The sequence below is a fragment of the Stenotrophomonas sp. 107298_Sma genome (genome assembly GCF_056480345.1).
Map to the genome: position 1 here is coordinate 3,258,258 of NZ_CM151094.1, position 16,630 is coordinate 3,274,887.

A 16,630-nucleotide genomic window follows, 5' to 3' on the forward strand; every position below is an offset into this window, starting at 1 on the left:
GCCTGCGTTGTTGAGTCCGCCGGGCATGGCCCGGCGCTACCTGGTGGTTTACGCGAACTGTTTCAGGAACCGCACGTCGTTCTCGAAGAACGCGCGCAGATCGTTGACGCCGTAGCGCAGCATCGCGAAGCGCTCCACGCCCATGCCGAAGGCGAAGCCGGTGTAGCGCTCCGGATCGATGCCGACATTGCGCAGCACGTTCGGATGAACCATGCCGCAGCCGAGCACTTCCAGCCAGCGGGTGCTGCCATCGGGCTGCTGCCAGGCGATGTCCACTTCCGCGCCCGGTTCAACGAACGGGAAGTAGCTGGGGCGGAAACGCATTTCGAAATCGCGCTCGAAGAACGCGCGTACGAACTCGGCCAGCGTGCCCTTCAGGTCGGCGAAGGTCGAATGCTCATCAACCAGCAGGCCTTCCACCTGGTGGAACATCGGCGAATGGGTCTGGTCGCTGTCGCTGCGGTACACCTTGCCGGCGGCAATCATGCGCAGCGGCGGCGCGTGGTCGCCCATGTAGCGCACCTGCACACCGGAGGTGTGCGTGCGCAGCAGACGGCCGTCGCCAAAGTAGAAGGTGTCGTGCATGGCGCGCGCCGGGTGGTGCGGCGGGAAATTCAGCGCCTCGAAGTTGTGCCAGTCATCCTCGATCTCCGGCCCTTCCGACAGCTCGTAGCCCAGCCGGCCGAAGATGCCAGTGATGCGCTCAAGGGTGCGGGTGATCGGATGCAGGCCGGCGCGCTCGGCGCTGCGGCCCGGCAGAGTGATGTCGATCGATTCGGCGGCAAGGCGCGCGTCCAGTGCGGCGTCTTCCAATACCGCCTTGCGCTCGCCCAGCGCGTGACTCAGCGCATCGCGGGCCTGGTTGATGGCTTCACCGGCAGCCTTGCGCTCGTCAGCCGGCAACGCGCCGAGCTGCTTGAGCTGCGAAGTGATGCTGCCGCTCTTGCCAAGCAGGGCCACGCGCAGCTGTTCCAGCACGTCGGGGCTCTGTGCGGCGGCCACATCGGCCAGCGCCTGGGTGGTGAGGGATTGGATGTCGCTCATGGGGGGCCGGAACTCCAGTCGATCTGCCATCGCGATGCGCGAAGGGCCGACCCCTGTCGCCACCGCCGTCCCCGCGCTGCCGCTGTGGCCACGCCGGGACCCAAAAAAGAATGGGGAAGGACTTGCGCCCTTCCCCATGCATTGCCTTGACCTGACACCGTTCCGAGGAACGGTTACGGCATCGGGAAGGACTTATGCCGCCAGCGCGCCCTTGGCCTTTTCGGCCAGTGCGGCAAAGCCGGCTGCGTCGTGCACGGCGATGTCAGCCAGGACCTTGCGATCCAGGGTGATGCCGGCCTTCAGCAGACCGTTCATGAAGCGGCTGTAGCTCAGACCATTGATGCGGGCAGCCGCATTGATGCGGGTGATCCACAGCGAACGGAAGTTGCGCTTCTTCTGCTTACGGCCGATGTAGGCGTACTGCTGTGCCTTGATGACCGCCTGCTTGGCAACGCGGAAGACCTTGCGACGGGCGTTGTAATAGCCCTTGGCGAGATCCAGAATTTTCTTGTGGCGGCGACGCGCCTGTACGCCACGCTTAACTCGTGCCATTTTTCAGTTCCTCAGAGGTAAGGGAGCATGCGGTCCAGACGGCCTGCGTCTTCTGCACGGACATGGCCCGTCTGACGCAGATTACGCTTACGCTTGGTCGCTTTCTTCGTGAGGATGTGGCTACGGTTGGCGTGGCCGCACTTGTACTTGCCCGAGGCGGTCTTGCGGAAACGCTTGGCCGCTGCCCGGTTGGTCTTGATCTTGGGCATTGCAATGTCCTTGATGGGATATGACCCTGGTTTCTGACTGATCTGGCGGCGGCCTGGGCCGCTCTTTCCGTCCTGCCATGATCGGCGTACGACCCGTCCTGGGTGGGTCGAGCCGGGCATGATACAGGCAAACAGGGGCCATCACCAGCCCCTGCCACCCTTTTCACGCCCGTCTTCACATCGCAGGCGGCGGAGCCGCCCGCACAAAGGCAAAAGGGCGCCAGCGGCGCCCTTTCACCTTTCCATTCAGCCGCCAGGCGCCCCGGAAGGCAGCCCGTCAGGCCTCAGGTTTTCTTCTTCGGCGCGATCATCATGACCATCTGACGCCCTTCCAGGCGCGGACGGGACTCGATGACGATGTCTTCACCCAGATCGGACTCGATCCGGTTGGCCATCTCGCGACCCAGTTCCTGGTGGCTCATTTCACGGCCACGGAAGCGGATGTTGACCTTGATCTTGTCGCCTTCTTCAAGGAAACCGCGCATCTTGCGCAGCTTGATCTGGTAGTCGCCCTCGTCCGTGACCGGACGGAACTTCACTTCCTTGATCTCGACCTGCTTGGTCTTCTTCTTGGCCTCGCTGGCCTTCTTCTGCGCTTCGAACTTGAACTTGCCGAAGTCCATGATCTTGCAGACCGGCGGGTCGGCCTGCGGCTGGATCTCGACCAGGTCCAGGCCCTCATCTTCGGCCATGGACAACGCTTCGTCACGCGTCAACACGCCGATCATTTCTCCGTCACTGCCGATCACGCGGACGCGCGGCACACGGATTTCCTGATTCTTGCGGTTCTGTTTGTTGTCAGGGGTACTGATATTGCGATCTCCCAAGGGTGTCGAACCCGGCCCGGGCGCCAATGCGCACGGGCCGGACCTTTGCTTACGCGCCCTCGGCCTGGAGCCGCTCGATGAAGGCCTGGAGGCTCATGCTGCCGAGATCTTCGCCAGAACGCGTACGCACCGCCACAGCGCCGTTTTCCTTCTCGCGGTCACCGATGACCAGCAGGTACGGCACGCGCTGCAGCGTGTGCTCGCGAATCTTATAGCCGATCTTCTCGTTACGCAAATCCGCGCTGACGCGGAAGCCTTGATCCGCAAGGGTTTTGGTCACGTCCGAGACGTATTCAGCCTGGGCGTCGGTGATATTGGCCACCACCACCTGGGTCGGCGCCAGCCAGGCCGGGAACTGCCCTGCATGGTGCTCGATCAGGATGCCTAGGAAGCGCTCCATCGAGCCGACGATGGCGCGGTGGAGCATGACCGGGTGCTTCTTCTGGCTGTTCTCGTCCACGTACTCCGCGCCAAGGCGGCCGGGCATCATGAAGTCGACCTGCATCGTGCCCAGCTGCCAGGTACGGCCGATGGCGTCCTTCAGGTGGTACTCGATCTTCGGGCCGTAGAAGGCGCCCTCGCCCGGCAGCTCCTGCCATTCCACGCCATTGCTGGACAGTGCCGAGCGCAGCGCGGCTTCGGCCTTGTCCCAGGTGGCGTCGTCACCCAGGCGCGATTCCGGTCGCAAGGCGATCTTGACCTGGATCTCATCGAAGCCAAAGTGCTGGTACACCGCCAGCGCCTGCTGGTGGAACGCGGTCACTTCGGCCTCGACCTGGTTTTCCGTGCAGAACACGTGCCCGTCGTCCTGGGTGAAACCACGCACGCGCAGGATGCCGTGCAGCGCGCCGGATGGCTCGTTGCGGTGGCAGGCGCCGAACTCACCATAGCGGATCGGCAGGTCGCGGTAGCTGTGCAGGCCCTGGTTGAACACCTGGACGTGGCCCGGGCAGTTCATCGGCTTGAGCGCGTAGGTACGCTTCTCCGATTCGGTGAAGAACATCGCGTCCTGGTAGTTGTCCCAGTGGCCCGATTTCTGCCACAGCGACACGTCCAGGATCTGCGGGCAGCGCACTTCGCCGTAGCCGGTGCTGCGGTACACCTTGCGCATGTACTGCTCGACCACCTGCCACAGCGCCCAGCCCTTCGGGTGCCAGAACACCAGGCCCGGGGCCTCTTCCTGCAGGTGGAACAGGTCCTGCTGCTTGCCGATGCGACGGTGGTCGCGCATCTCGGCTTCCTCGATGCGCTTGATGTACGCCTCGAGCTGCTTCTTGTCGGCCCAGGCGGTGCCGTAGATGCGCTGCAGCTGCTCGTTCTGCGCATCACCACGCCAGTAGGCACCGGAAATGCGGGTCAGCTTGAAGGCCTTCAGGAAACGCGTGTTCGGCACGTGCGGGCCGCGGCACATGTCCACGTACTCCTGGTGGTAGTACATGCCCATCGCCTGGATATCGTCGGACATGTCCTCGATCAGGCGCAGCTTGTAGTCCTCGCCACGGGCCTTGAAGATCTCGACCACCTCGGCGCGCGGCGTCACCTTCTTGATGACGTCGTAGTCCTGGGCGATCAGCTCGCCCATGCGCTTTTCGATCGCAGCCATGTCTTCGGGCGTGAATGGGCGCTCGGAATAGATGTCGTAATAGAAACCCTCGGCGATCACCGGACCGATCACCATCTTCACGTCCGGGTACAGCTGCTTGACGGCGTGGCCAACAAGGTGTGCACAGGAATGGCGGATGATTTCCACGCCCTCCTCGTCCTTGGCGGTGATGATGCGCAGGCTGGCATCGTGGTCGATGACATCGCTGGCATCGACCAGCACACCATCGACCGAACCGGCGATGGTGGCCTTGGCCAGGCCGGCACCGATCGACTGGGCAACGTCCATGACGCTGACGGGGTTTTCGAATTCGCGGCGGCTGCCGTCGGGAAGAGTAATGTTGATCATCGCAGTGGCTTCGTGCGGGGCCCGCGCGGGCGGGCTGGAAAGCGGTTCCGGGCCAGCGCCCGGGCAATAAAAAAGCGCCGCGAGGGCGCCGGGAACTCGGGCCTTCGGGGGCAGGTCAACAGTGGGCGGTGGTAGTGCTCATGTCGCACGCTCGGCCGGCGCTGGGCGCGGGCCACCTTGTTCCAGTCAGGATTCAACAATGATCTTAAACCAGCGCAGGGGAAAGCCCAAGGGCTACCGTACGGCCCGCTGAATGGGCTTCGCTGGCGGCGTCAAATTGCAATGATTACCATGTCGGCGCAGGTCGCCCCGTGCCAGCCTGCCCGCTTCCCCCCAGGACCCCGTGATGCGCCACCCGCTCCGACCGGCTCCCGCCGGCCCCGCCCGTGCCCCGCGTTCGCCAGCCCGCTGCGGCGCCGGTCGCGCGCAATGATCACCGTCGGCCTTTCCACGCTCGGCTTCTGCAGCCTGGGCATGCTGGCAGCGATGTTCTCGGCGCTGGCGTTCTATGCCGCCTCGACGCACTGCCGCTGGCCACGCCTGCGCCGCGCCGGCCGCCTCGGGCGGCAGATCGGCCTGGTCGCGGCCGTTGCCGCGCTGTGGCTGTGGATGGCCGAGCTCGGATTTGCCGCCGGCCTGGTGGCGATGCTGTGCACCTGGATGCTGGCGGCGATGCTGCTGCCGGCACTGGCCGCCTGGCATCGTCCCGGCACGGAGTCGCCCTGATGTGGCCGCGCGCCTTCGCCGGCATTGTTGCCGGCTTCTTCCTGGCAGCCGCTGTAACCGGCCTGCTGGCGTGGCTGCCGCCCGGCCCCTGGCAGCGTGCCCTGGTCCCCACCCTGATCGCTTTCATCCCGCTATGGATGCTGGCCGCCCTGTGGGCATTCAGCTTCCGCAGTGCGCTGCGCGCCTGGCTGGTGCTGGCGGGCAGTGCCGCCGTCGGCTTTGCCGCGCTCGGGCTGCTGCGCCTCACCGGCGCGGTGCAATGAGACACACCCCATGAAGTTCAGTTCGCAGACCCTGCGCACGTTCACCACCCTGCACACCTGGGTCGGCCTGGTCGCCGGCTTCGGCCTGTTCGTAGCCTTCTATGCCGGTGCACTGACCCTGTTCCACCACGACCTGCCGCTATGGCAGACCCCGGGCGCAGCCAGCGCATTGCCGGCCGGCCTGGACGACGCACAGTACCTGCTGGAAGACGTGCTGGCCGCGCATCCGGAGGCGCGCCGCCACATCGGCATGACCTTCCCCGGCGCTGAACACCCGCAACCGCTGGCTTACTGGCAGGCGGACGACGGCAGTTGGCGCTACGCCTGGCCAGGGCAGATCGCCGGCAGTCCGACGCCGCCGCAGACCGGGCTGGCCGAACTGGTCAACGAACTGCACTACAGCCTCGGCCTGCCGGTGGCCGGCATCTACGTCATGGGCATCGTCAGCCTGCTGTATGGCATGGCCCTGCTCAGCGGCCTGGTGATCCACCTGCCGAAGTTGTTCGGCGACCTGTTCGCACTGCGTCCCGGCCGCAATCTCAAGCAGTTGTGGCAGGACGCCCACAACGTGATCGGCGTGCTCAGCCTGCCCTTCCACCTGATGTTCGCGGTGACCGGCGCTCTGCTTTGCCTGGTATTCGTGCAGATGGCACTGCTCAATCCGTTGATCTACGACGGCAAGGCGCTGCAGGCAGTGCCGACGGCGATGGACACCGCACCGGTGCGCGAGGCCACTGGCATCCCGGCGCCGCCGGGCAGCCTGCGCGTGCTGCATGCACGGGCACTGGAAGTCGCGCGGGCACAGGGTGTGGCCAGTTTCGAGCCGGCCTACCTGAAGCTGGCCAATGCCGGCGACGCCAACGCCACCATCGAGATCACCGGTGAATCCAGCGGCACCCTCGGCCCGCTCGGCGCGGTGGCGCTGGACGTGGCTACCGGCAACGTCCTGGCGTCCCAGCTGCCCGGCCAGCGCGACGCCAACCATGCCACGCTCAGCGCTGCCTATGCGCTGCACTTCGGCGAGTTCGGCAACGGCGTGGTGGTCTGGCTGTACTTCCTGCTCGGCCTGGGTGGCGCCTTCCTGTTCTACTCGGGCAACCTGCTGTGGATCGAGTCGCGGCGCAAACGCCGCCAGCCGCAGCAGCCACGCGCCGGGGTGAACATGGCGCGGGCCACGGTCGGCGTCTGCATCGGCCTCTGCGTGGCGATCTCGGTCGCGTTCGTCACCGCTTTGGTGCTGGAGCGGCTGGCACCGTCGGCGGTCGACCACGGCATCCGCTGGGCCTGCTTCGGCAGCTGGGTGTTGTGCGCGTTGTGGGCAGCACTGCGACGGCCGGCACAGGCCGCACGCGAGTTGCTGTGGGCCGCAGCGATCAGTACCGCGCTGGTGCCGGTCGTGCACGGCGCACTCAATGGCGACTGGTTGTGGCGCGCGGCCGCGCGCGGCCACTGGCCGCTGTTCTGGGTCGATGCGATCGCGCTGGCCATGGCCTTCGGCTTCGCCCGCCTGGCGGTGGCCAGCCAGCGCCGTGCCCGCCACGGCGACCCGAACAGCGTCTGGGCCGATTGAGCCGACGCCGGGCATGGCCCGGCGCTACCGAAGCGGTCAATCGCCGATGCGGGCCTTCTGCCACGGGCCCAGCATCGCGTTGAGCAGGCTGGCTTGTTCGTCGTCGCCGGTCAGCTCCCACATGAATACCCCGGCCAGGCCCTGCTCGCGGGCGAACTGCGCACGCAGGCCGATCGAGCGCGGGTCTTCATAGCTGATGAATATCTTCTGCTCCGGGTTGTACAGCCAGGGGCTCTGCGCCTGCGGCTGCCAGTGCTTCGTCCAACCCGTCTGGTCGAGAAAACGCGCCTTGATCACCCGCCAGTCGCCAGCATCGGCCGGAGCACTGTAGGCCTGGTACAACCCGTCGGCAGCATCGCCGGTGACCTTGAAGCCGCGTCCGTAGAACGGCACGCCCAGCACCAGCTTGTCGGCCGGCACACCGTGCTCGCGGTAGTACTGCACCGCGCCGGCCACGTTGTTCCAACGTCGCAGTTCCGGCGCCAGCGGGTCAGCCGACACCTCGTGCAGTGGCGCATTGAAGGTCGACACCGCCGAGAAGCCGGTGCCCATGTCGTAGCTCATCAGGTTGATGAAATCGAACACCCTGGCCAACGCCGGCAGGTCATAGCTCGCCGCGGGATCGTAGGGGCCATCGGTCTGCAGGCGACCGGCCGCCAGCGCTGCAGTCAGCAGCATCGGCTGCCCCGCCTTGCGGCCGCGCGCGTCGAGTGCCGCGCGGAACGCCTGCGCGAGCTTGGTCAGGTTGGCGCGATCCTGCGGGCGGTGCGCCAGCTCCTTCGGCCCACCGCTGACCGGGAATTCCCAGTCGATGTCCACGCCATCGAAACTGCCAGCATGACGATCGAAGAACAGCGCCATGCACGAGTCGACCAGGCGCTTGCGGCTGGCCTCGGTCAGTGCTGCATCGGAAAACCCACCCGCGCCCCAGCCACCGATCGAAATCAGCGTGCGCAGGTGCGGATGCGCCTTTTTTAGTTCAGCCAGCGCGGCGAAGTTCTTCGGCGCTTCCGCACCAACCGTGCAGCGGCCGTCCTCGATGGTGGAGAACGCGTAGAACAGATGGGTCAGGCGCTCGGCGGGAATGCTCGACACCGGGTAGCGCTCGGCCGAACCACCTGGGTAGTAGGCACCGAAGATCGGCGGCTGCGCCGGCGCGGCGTGCGCGGCGATGGGCAAGGCACCGGCAATCAGCACGGCAAGGACGGCCACGGTCTGGCGGAACATGGGATCTCCCGGTTCAAAGGCGCAGCCACGTTAGCAAACCGATGGGGCTGTGGGACGGTTGTCGCGGCATGTCGTCCCGCGGACAGGCACCGGTTGTTGCAAGCTGCCACGGGCCTGGCCAATCCATGTCGAAAGCAGGTCGCTGCAGGACAACATGCGGCCTGGCTGGGCTATGGTGTCGCTGGATTTTTACCGACACACGGACATGAGCACAGACCACGACGCAGATGGCGAACCGCTTGACGACGAGACACTGGAAAAGCTGCAGGCACTGGAGGCGCGTGCCTATGCGGCATTCGACGAGGGCGATCTGGTCGATGCAGCCGATCTGTTCGGCGAACTGGTCGAACTGACCCCTTGCATCCCCCACCTGCACTACATGCGCGGATTGGCACACAAGTACCTGCGTGACTGGCCCGCTTCACTGCAGGACAACCTGCGCTCGGAACAGCTGCGCGACGAATTCGACGTCGCTACCGCGTGGAATGCCGGCATTGCCGCCACCGGCGCGGGTGACTGGGTGGAAGCACGCAGGCAGTGGAACCAATGCGGCATCGCCGTGCCGGAAGGTGAAGGCCCGATCGAAGGCAATTTCGGCGTCGCCTGTGTGCGCCTGAATCCGTGGTCAAGTGGCGAAACCGTCTACATGCGCCGACTGGACCCGGTGCGAGCACGGGTAGAGAACGTGCCGTTGCCCGAGAGCGGATTCCGCTTCGGCGACATCGTGCTGCACGACGGCGCCTCTACTGGACAACGCCTGTACGGTGAGCGCCATGTGCCCGTGTTCAACGCCATGCAACGCCTGCAGCAATCGGACATGGCTACCTATGCGGTGTTCGTGCAATGCGACGCGGCCGAGGACATCGCCGCACTACGTGGACTGAGCCTGCCCGGCATCGGCCTGGTCGAGGACTGGACCCATTCGGTGCGCCACCTCTGCCTGCGCTGCAGCTATGGCACGCCACACCAGCATGATGATGGCGACGCAGATGACGACGAAGGCTGGGGACGCGATCGCAATCTGGGCATTGCCGCACAAGGCCGGGCTGCGGTGGAGAAGCTTATGGCGGCGTGGACGGCGGCTGGCGCGGGACGCGTGCTGGAGGCCATCGAACAGCGCGAGCATCCGCTGAGTGACCCCGAGCCGGGCCAGGTGTGGTGGCTGGGGGAAGAGGAAGACGAGGAAGCGTAGTAGCCCCGCCGGGCATGGCCCGGCGCTGCCTGATGGCGGCAGGCAAAGAAAAAGCGGGCCGAGGCCCGCTTCTTCATTTGCGAAAGCGTGAGGACCAACGGCCCTCACCCACCGCACAATCAGCAATACCGATTATTCGGCGCTGACGGCGTCGCCTTCTTCAACGGCCTTCATCGACAGGCGGATACGGCCCTGCTTGTCCACTTCCAGCACCTTGACCTTGACCACATCGCCTTCCTTCAGCACGTCGCCGACCTTCTCGACGCGGTCGCTGGAGATCTGCGACACGTGCACCAGGCCATCCTTGCCCGGCAGGATGGTGACGAACGCACCGAAGTCCATGATCTTGGCGACCTTGCCTTCGTAGATGCGGCCCGGCTCGACGTCCGAGGTGATCTGCTCGATGCGGGCCTTGGCAGCCTGCGCAGCGATGGCGTTGACCGAAGCGATGACGATGGTGCCGTCATCCTGGATGTCGATCTGGGTGCCGGTTTCCTTGGTGATGGCCTGGATGGTCGAACCACCCTTGCCGATCACTTCGCGGATCTTGTCCGGGTGGATCTTGATGGTCAGCAGGCGCGGCGCGTAGTCCGACAGCTCCTCACGCGGGGCGGTCAGGCCGTGGGCCATTTCGCCCAGGATGTGCAGACGGCCAGCCTTGGCCTGCTGCAGAGCCTGCTTCATGATCTCTTCGGTGATGCCTTCGATCTTGATGTCCATCTGCAGGGCAGAGATGCCCTCGGCGGTACCGGCAACCTTGAAGTCCATGTCGCCCAGGTGATCTTCGTCACCCAGGATGTCGGACAGGACGACGAAGCGATCGCCTTCCTTGACCAGGCCCATGGCGATACCGGCAACCGGGGCCTTCACCGGCACGCCGGCGTCCATCAGGGCCAGCGACGAACCGCAGACCGAGGCCATCGACGAGGAACCGTTCGACTCGGTGATTTCCGAGACGACGCGGATGGTGTACGGGAACGACTCCAGCGACGGCATCACTGCCAGCACGCCGCGCTTGGCCAGACGGCCGTGACCGATCTCGCGACGCTTCGGGCCCATCATGCGGCCGGTCTCACCCACCGAGTACGGGGGGAAGTTGTAGTGGAACAGGAAGTTTTCCTTGTACTCACCAGAGACGGCATCGATGACCTGGCCATCACGGGCGGTGCCCAGGGTGATGGTCACGATGGCCTGGGTCTCACCACGGGTGAACAGCGAGGAACCGTGGGTACGCGGCAGCACGCTGGTCTTCACCGCGATCGGGCGGACGGTGTCCAGCGCACGGCCGTCGATGCGGACCTTGGTGTCCAGCACCGAGTTGCGCATGGTGCTGTATTCCAGCTCGCCGAATTCCTTCGACAGCTCGGCCGGGTTCCAGCCTTCGGCGGCAACGCGGCCGGCCAGCGACTCGACCACGTCCTTCTTGATCGCCGAGATGGCGTCACGGCGCTGCAGCTTGTCACGCACCTGGAAGGCTTCGCCCAGGCGCGGGCCGACCGCTTCCTGCACGGCGCTGATCAGCGCGGTGTTCTTGGCCGGGGCTTCCCAGGTCGACGGCTTGGTGCCGGCTTCGACGGTCAGCTCGTTGATGGCGTTGATGACCTTCTGCATTTCGCGGTGACCGAAGGTCACGGCGCCCAGCATCACGTCTTCGGACAGCAGCGCGGCTTCGGATTCCACCATCAGCACGGCGTTGGCGGTACCGGCAACAACCAGCTCCAGCTGCGAATCCTTCAGCTCGGACACGGTCGGGTTGAGGATGTACTCACCGTCCTTGTAACCGACCTTGGCGGCAGCGATCGGGCCCTTGAACGGGGTGCCGGCCAGCGACAGCGCGGCCGATGCACCGATCAGTGCCGGGATGTCACCGTCGATCTCCGGGTTCAGCGACATCACCGTGGCGATGATCTGGACTTCGTTCTTGTAGTCTTCCGGGAACAGCGGACGGATCGGACGATCGATCAGGCGCGAGATCAGGGTTTCCTTCTCGGTCGCGCGGCCTTCACGCTTGAAGAAGCCACCCGGGATGCGGCCACCGGCGTAGAACTTCTCCTGATAGTCGCAGGTCAGCGGGAAGAAGTCCTGGCCCTCACGCGCGCTCTTGGCGGCAACGGCGGAGACCAGCAGCACGGTGTCGTCGAACTTGACGATGACGGCGCCACCGGCCTGGCGGGCGATTTCGCCAGTCTCAAGCGTGACGGTGTGCTTGCCGTACTGGAAGGTTTTGGTGATTTTTGCCACGGATGGATGTCCTTGGGGATGCTGTCTGCGAATTGGACCGTCGGCGACCCTTGCCGCCAGCGGGTGACCGGATCGTTCCGGCCTGAATCGGGGATTGCGGTGCTACAAAACAAAACCGCGGCGCATCGCTGCGCCGCGGGGGATTCGTTGCTTAGCGACGCAGGCCAAGCTTCTCGATCAGGGCCTTGTAACGCTCGACGTCCTTCTTCTTCAGGTAGTCGAGCAGGCTGCGACGGCGGTTGACCATCTGCAGCAGGCCGCGGCGGCTGTGGTGGTCCTTCTTGTGGGTCTTGAAGTGGCCGGTCAGCAGTTCGATGCGGGCGGTCAGCAGTGCAACCTGGACTTCCGGGGAGCCGGTGTCAGCCGAGCTGCGCTTGTTGTCTTCAATGACCTTCTGGGTGTCGATCGACATTTCTTTTTTCTCAGTGATGCGTGGCCGGCAGGAACGCGCTTCGCGCACCGCCAGGCTCGCCGTGGACTACGAGGATGAAACCTGCGCAAGGCAGGCTGCCGGAAAACGGCCGCGAAATTGTAACGGCCAGGGGGCTCCGGGACAAGGTCCGGGGCTGAACCGGCCTGCCCGGGTCAGAGGTTGAAACGACGCTGCGGCGCCAGCAGCCCGCTGTCATCGACCTGGCCCAGTCCCTGGACAACCGCGTCCGGACCAAACACGGCAACCAGCCCGCGTGGCCAGGAGGGATCGCGCTGGCGCTGGCCGACACAGAAGCGGTGAACCTGGTCGGCATCCAGCTCAACCCGTGGGTATTCAGCCAGGCCGGCAGCCAGCGGCAGCAGCAGCGCGTCCATGCCGGCCTCGTCGCCCGCCTCGACCATCGCCCGCAGCTGGTCCAGGGTGGCCATGGCCGGCTGATGGAAGGGCTCGACCCAGAGCCGGCGCAGCGCACTGATGTGGGCACCGCAGCCCAGGCTTTCACCGAGGTCACGGGCCAGGCTGCGGATGTAGGTGCCCGAGCCACAGGTCACGCGCAGGCGCAACCGCTCCGGCTGCTGCTCCAGCACCTCGATGGCGTGCACCTGGACCTCGCGCTCGGGTGCCTCGATGGCATCCCCGCGGCGGGCCTTCACATACAGCGGTTCACCCCCCTGCTTCAGCGCCGAATAGATCGGGGCACGCTGGCGGATGCTGCCGGTCAGCGCTGCAAGCGCGGCCTGCAGCGCCTCGGCACTGATCTGCGGCACCGGCCGCTGCAGCAGCACCTGGCCCTCGGCATCGTCGGTGTCGGTGGTCTGGCCAAGCACGATCTCGGCGTCATAGGCCTTGGCCGAGCCCAGCAGCAGGCCGGCAATCTTGGTCGCCTCGCCGAAGCACAGCGGCAGCAGGCCGGTGGCCAACGGATCCAGGCTGCCAGTGTGGCCGCCCTTCTCGGCACGGAACAGGCGGCGTGCCACCTGCAGGGCGGCGTTGGAGCTCATGCCGGCGGACTTGTCGAGCAGCAGGATGCCATCCAGGCGGCGGAACTGAATTCGGGTCATGACAGGTACGGGTAGCGCCGGGCCATGCCCGGCGAGCGCTCAGCGCGGTCTGCATCAGACATCGCGCGGCCGGAATGCAACAACGCCGGGCATGCCCGGCGTCGCGCGGTTATTCGTCGTCGCCTTCGCGACGCTTCTCCGCGGCCAGCGTATCGGGCAGGTCGCGCAGGATGTTGTCGATATGCTCACCGCGATCGACCGAGTCGTCGTAGTGGAAATGCAGCTCAGGCACATGGCGCAGCTTCATCGCCCGGGCCAGGTCCATGCGCAGGCGATAGCCCAGCTCCTTCAGGCCGGCGACGGCTTCGGCCGAACGCTCGGGCATCAGTGCGGTGACGAACACCTTGGCATGGGCCATGTCGCGGGTGATTTCCACGTCGGACACGCTCACCGAGGGCAACCCATGCTCGCGCACGGCGTTGTGCACCAGGGTGCCGAGTTCACGGCGCAGCTGGGCGGAGACACGGTCGGTTCGGTGGAAAGTCTTGGGCACGAGGGACTCTTGGTTCAGTTGTCGCCCGACCAACGGTCGGGCGCTACATCTACATGGTACCCGACCGTTGGTCGGGTTCTACATCATGGCAGGGCCCGACCGTTGGTCGGGCCACTGCACAGCATTACAGGGTGCGCGGCACTTCGATACGCTCGAAGCACTCGATCTGGTCACCCGGCTTGACGTCGTTGTAGGCCTTCACCGCGATACCGCATTCGGTACCGTTGCGGACTTCCTCGACGTTTTCCTTGAAGCGACGCAGCGATTCCAGCTCGCCTTCGAAGATCACCACGCTGTCGCGCAGGACGCGGATCGGCTTGTTGCGCTTGACCACACCCTCGATGACCATGCTGCCGGCCACGGCGCCCAGCTTGGAGCTGCGGAACACGTCGCGGACCTCGGCGATACCGATGATCTCTTCGCGGATCTCCACGCCCAGCAGACCGGAGGCCACCTGCTTCACCTGATCGATCACGTCATAGATGATCGAGAAGTAACGCAGATCCACGCCGTTGGATTCGATGATGCGGCGGGCCGAAGCATCCGCACGCACATTGAAGCCGATGACGGTGGCCTTCGAAGCGGCCGCCGAATTGGCGTCCGACTCGGTGATGCCGCCCACGCCGGAGTGGATCACGTTGATGCGGATGTCTTCGTTGGACAGCGCGACCAGTGCCTGGCTCAGCGCCTGCACCGAACCCTGCACGTCGGCCTTGATGACCAGGTTGAGGACCTGCTGGCCCTCGCCCTTGCCCAGGGTCGCCATGATGTCTTCCATGCGGCTGCCAGCGGTGGCGACCAGGCGCGATTCACGGCGCTTGGTTTCACGCTGCTGGGCGACGTCCTTGGCCAGGCGCTCGTCGTCGACGACGACGAAGTCGTCACCGGCTTCCGGCACGCCGGACAGGCCCAGGACCTGTACCGGGATGGACGGTCCGGCAAACTCCGGCTGCTTGCCGGTTTCGTCGAACAGTGCACGCACGCGGCCGTACTGGATGCCGCACACCAGGTAGTCGCCCTTCTTCAGGCGGCCCTGCTGCACCAGCACCGTCGCGACCGGGCCGCGGCCCTTGTCCAGCGAGGATTCGATGACAACACCATTGGCGCGACCTTCATCGACAGCCTTCAGTTCCAGCAGCTCGGCCTGTACCGACACCGCGTCCAGCAGGTCGTCGATGCCCAGGCCGGTCTTGGCCGAGATCTCCACCATCTGGATGTCACCACCGAAGTCTTCGGCCACGACCTGCTCGGAGAGCAGTTCGTTCTTGACCCGCATCGGGTCGGCGCCGGACTTGTCGATCTTGTTGATGGCCACGATCAGCGGCACACCCGCCGAACGGGCGTGCTGGATCGCTTCCTTGGTCTGCGGCATGACGCCGTCGTCGGCTGCAACCACCAGCACCACGATGTCGGTCAGCTTGGCACCGCGGGCACGCATCGAGGTGAACGCGGCGTGGCCCGGGGTGTCCAGGAAGCTGATGACGCCCTTCGGCGTATCGACGTGGTAGGCACCGATGTGCTGGGTGATGCCGCCGGCTTCGCCAGTGGCGACCTTGGTACGGCGGATGTAATCCAGCAGCGAGGTCTTGCCGTGGTCGACGTGGCCCATGATGGTGACCACCGGCGGACGCTGCACGGCTTCGCCCTGGTTCTCGCCAGCGGAGGCCAGCAGTGCGTCTTCGGCATCGTTGTCGTTGGCACGAATGGCCTTGTGGCCCAGCTCTTCGGTGACCAGCGCGGCGGTGTCATGGTCGATGGACTGGGTGATGGTGGCCATCACGCCCATCTTGAACAGCGCCTTGACCACCTCGCCGCCCTTCAGCGCGAGCTTCTGTGCCAGGTCGGCCACGGTGATGGTCTCGCCGATCGCCACTTCACGCACCACCGGTGCGGTCGGACGCTCGAAGCCGTGCGGACCGGCGTTGTTGCCACCGCGCGACATGTCACGACGGCCACCGGCCTGGTTCCGGCTACCCGGACGACCACGGTTGTTGCTGTTGTTGCTGTTGCCACGACGCGCACGGTCGGCCGCCGACAGATGCATCTGGCCGGCGAAGCGGTCGCCCGGGCCGCGCTCATTGCGCGGCGCGCTGCGGTTGTTGCGATCGTCGCTGCGCGGCGGCGCACCACGCGGCGCGGCCGGGGCTGCAGCGGGCGCACGCGGCGGGCGCGGCGCGGTTTCATCGATGGGTGCACGCACCTTGGGCTGGCTGGCAGCGAGCGCTTCGGCCGCCTTGGCGGCAACCGCAGCTTCCTCGGCCGCCTTCTTCTCGGCCTCGGCACGTTCCTTGGCCGCGACTTCTTCCTCGCGGGCGCGGACGATGGCCTCGTCACGCAGGCGGTCCTTCTCGGCCAGCGCCTGCTGCTCGGCAAGGTTGCGCGCACGCGACTCTTCCAGCTTGCGCAGGATGTCGGCGCGCTCTTCGTCCGGGGTCATCGCGCGACCACCATCAGCCTTGACGTAGGTACGCTTCTGGCGCACCTCGACGTTCACGGTCGTCTTGCTGCGACCGGAATTGACCGTCACTTCCTGCTGCTTCCGACGGTTGAGCGTGATCTTCTTTGCAGACTGATCAGTCTCTTCCGGGGCCTGCTCGGGCTTGCCGTGCGAACGACGGAGGAAGCCAAGAAGCTTCACTTTTTCAGAACTGGTCACGACCTGGTCGGGACCGCTGAACTTCATGCCGGCACCGGCCAGCTGTTCCAGCAGTTTTTCGACCGGCGTGTTGACCAGTTCGGCAAGCTTGCGGATGGTGGTTTGCTGCGACATTCGGATCCTATGATCTTGTGGGCGCCCCCCCGCATCTGGAGGTGGCGCGGATTCTACGCCCTGATCGGCTC

General features: G+C 65.6%; 15 protein-coding genes. 4 read left to right on the top strand and 11 right to left on the bottom strand.

Annotated features, from left to right (window positions below; all coding sequences use genetic code 11):
• Positions 1 to 48: 48 nt before the first annotated feature.
• From ACZK2G_RS15370 to thrS, 5 genes are all read right to left on the bottom strand, one after another.
• Complete coding sequence (locus tag ACZK2G_RS15370; RefSeq protein ID WP_012511694.1) at positions 49 to 1,044, bottom strand: phenylalanine--tRNA ligase subunit alpha; 996 nt, start codon at positions 1,042 to 1,044, stop codon at positions 49 to 51.
• A gap of 192 nt (positions 1,045 to 1,236) precedes the next feature.
• Entirely contained in the window at positions 1,237 to 1,596 is a 360-nt protein-coding gene (gene rplT / locus ACZK2G_RS15375) for a 50S ribosomal protein L20 (protein WP_005410435.1), read from the bottom strand.
• Between the two features lie 11 nt (positions 1,597 to 1,607).
• The gene (gene rpmI / locus ACZK2G_RS15380) at positions 1,608 to 1,805 is read right to left on the bottom strand and encodes a 50S ribosomal protein L35 (protein ID WP_005410436.1); all 198 of its coding nucleotides are present in this window, start codon (positions 1,803 to 1,805) and stop codon (positions 1,608 to 1,610) included.
• A 284-nt stretch (positions 1,806 to 2,089) separates the two neighbouring features.
• Positions 2,090 to 2,632 carry a translation initiation factor IF-3 gene (gene infC, locus ACZK2G_RS15385; protein ID WP_136639961.1) on the bottom strand — a complete coding sequence of 181 codons (543 nt, stop codon included), beginning with the start codon at positions 2,630 to 2,632 and terminating at the stop codon, positions 2,090 to 2,092.
• Between the two features lie 49 nt (positions 2,633 to 2,681).
• The gene (gene thrS / locus ACZK2G_RS15390; RefSeq protein WP_046983963.1) at positions 2,682 to 4,583 is read right to left on the bottom strand and encodes a threonine--tRNA ligase; all 1,902 of its coding nucleotides are present in this window, start codon (positions 4,581 to 4,583) and stop codon (positions 2,682 to 2,684) included.
• Positions 4,584 to 5,012: 429 nt separating this feature from the next.
• On the opposite strand from thrS, the gene ACZK2G_RS15395 reads away from it, so the two are divergent.
• From ACZK2G_RS15395 to ACZK2G_RS15405, 3 genes are read left to right on the top strand one after another with little or no spacing between them, the layout of a single operon-like run.
• Positions 5,013 to 5,309 (top strand): hypothetical protein, encoded by a 297-nt coding sequence (locus tag ACZK2G_RS15395; RefSeq protein ID WP_046983964.1) that lies wholly within the window; start codon positions 5,013 to 5,015, stop codon positions 5,307 to 5,309.
• Positions 5,309 to 5,572, top strand: coding sequence for a hypothetical protein (locus ACZK2G_RS15400; protein WP_046983965.1), 264 nt, complete (start codon positions 5,309 to 5,311; stop codon positions 5,570 to 5,572). Before ACZK2G_RS15395 ends, ACZK2G_RS15400 begins: the two co-directional genes overlap by 1 nt.
• Positions 5,573 to 5,582: 10 nt before the next feature.
• On the top strand, positions 5,583 to 7,142 hold the full coding sequence (locus tag ACZK2G_RS15405) for a PepSY-associated TM helix domain-containing protein (protein WP_046983966.1): 1,560 nt from the start codon (positions 5,583 to 5,585) through the stop codon (positions 7,140 to 7,142).
• Positions 7,143 to 7,178: 36 nt separating this feature from the next.
• On the opposite strand, the gene ACZK2G_RS15410 is transcribed toward ACZK2G_RS15405, so the two are convergent.
• Positions 7,179 to 8,369 carry a glycoside hydrolase family 18 protein gene (locus tag ACZK2G_RS15410; RefSeq protein WP_046983967.1) on the bottom strand — a complete coding sequence of 397 codons (1,191 nt, stop codon included), beginning with the start codon at positions 8,367 to 8,369 and terminating at the stop codon, positions 7,179 to 7,181.
• 205 nt (positions 8,370 to 8,574) lie between these two features.
• On the opposite strand from ACZK2G_RS15410, the gene ACZK2G_RS15415 reads away from it, so the two are divergent.
• A complete protein-coding gene (locus ACZK2G_RS15415; protein ID WP_248298510.1) occupies positions 8,575 to 9,561 on the top strand; it encodes a hypothetical protein in 987 nt (328 codons plus the stop codon).
• Positions 9,562 to 9,693: 132 nt separating this feature from the next.
• Here the strand turns inward: ACZK2G_RS15415 and pnp are convergent, their stop codons facing one another.
• The 5 genes from pnp to infB form a co-directional block, all read right to left on the bottom strand.
• A complete protein-coding gene (pnp, locus tag ACZK2G_RS15420) occupies positions 9,694 to 11,802 on the bottom strand; it encodes a polyribonucleotide nucleotidyltransferase (protein WP_046983968.1) in 2,109 nt (702 codons plus the stop codon).
• Between the two features lie 151 nt (positions 11,803 to 11,953).
• Positions 11,954 to 12,214 carry a 30S ribosomal protein S15 gene (gene rpsO, locus ACZK2G_RS15425; RefSeq protein ID WP_005410445.1) on the bottom strand — a complete coding sequence of 87 codons (261 nt, stop codon included), beginning with the start codon at positions 12,212 to 12,214 and terminating at the stop codon, positions 11,954 to 11,956.
• A 173-nt stretch (positions 12,215 to 12,387) separates the two neighbouring features.
• Complete coding sequence (truB, locus tag ACZK2G_RS15430; protein ID WP_478473773.1) at positions 12,388 to 13,296, bottom strand: tRNA pseudouridine(55) synthase TruB; 909 nt, start codon at positions 13,294 to 13,296, stop codon at positions 12,388 to 12,390.
• Between the two features lie 109 nt (positions 13,297 to 13,405).
• Positions 13,406 to 13,789, bottom strand: coding sequence for a 30S ribosome-binding factor RbfA (gene rbfA / locus ACZK2G_RS15435; RefSeq protein WP_012511702.1), 384 nt, complete (start codon positions 13,787 to 13,789; stop codon positions 13,406 to 13,408).
• Positions 13,790 to 13,913: 124 nt separating this feature from the next.
• Positions 13,914 to 16,559 (bottom strand): translation initiation factor IF-2, encoded by a 2,646-nt coding sequence (infB, locus tag ACZK2G_RS15440; RefSeq protein WP_046983970.1) that lies wholly within the window; start codon positions 16,557 to 16,559, stop codon positions 13,914 to 13,916.
• Positions 16,560 to 16,630 lie beyond the last annotated feature (71 nt).

Coding starts and splice junctions, on each gene's coding strand:
- ACZK2G_RS15370 (WP_012511694.1), bottom strand. CDS start 1,044: ATGAGCGACATCCAATCCCTCACCACCCAGGCGCTGGCCGATGTGGCC.
- rplT (WP_005410435.1), bottom strand. CDS start 1,596: ATGGCACGAGTTAAGCGTGGCGTACAGGCGCGTCGCCGCCACAAGAAA.
- rpmI (WP_005410436.1), bottom strand. CDS start 1,805: ATGCCCAAGATCAAGACCAACCGGGCAGCGGCCAAGCGTTTCCGCAAG.
- thrS (WP_046983963.1), bottom strand. CDS start 4,583: ATGATCAACATTACTCTTCCCGACGGCAGCCGCCGCGAATTCGAAAAC.
- ACZK2G_RS15395 (WP_046983964.1), top strand. CDS start 5,013: ATGATCACCGTCGGCCTTTCCACGCTCGGCTTCTGCAGCCTGGGCATG.
- ACZK2G_RS15400 (WP_046983965.1), top strand. CDS start 5,309: ATGTGGCCGCGCGCCTTCGCCGGCATTGTTGCCGGCTTCTTCCTGGCA.
- ACZK2G_RS15405 (WP_046983966.1), top strand. CDS start 5,583: ATGAAGTTCAGTTCGCAGACCCTGCGCACGTTCACCACCCTGCACACC.
- ACZK2G_RS15410 (WP_046983967.1), bottom strand. CDS start 8,369: ATGTTCCGCCAGACCGTGGCCGTCCTTGCCGTGCTGATTGCCGGTGCC.
- ACZK2G_RS15415 (WP_248298510.1), top strand. CDS start 8,575: ATGAGCACAGACCACGACGCAGATGGCGAACCGCTTGACGACGAGACA.
- rpsO (WP_005410445.1), bottom strand. CDS start 12,214: ATGTCGATCGACACCCAGAAGGTCATTGAAGACAACAAGCGCAGCTCG.
- truB (WP_478473773.1), bottom strand. CDS start 13,296: ATGACCCGAATTCAGTTCCGCCGCCTGGATGGCATCCTGCTGCTCGAC.
- infB (WP_046983970.1), bottom strand. CDS start 16,559: ATGTCGCAGCAAACCACCATCCGCAAGCTTGCCGAACTGGTCAACACG.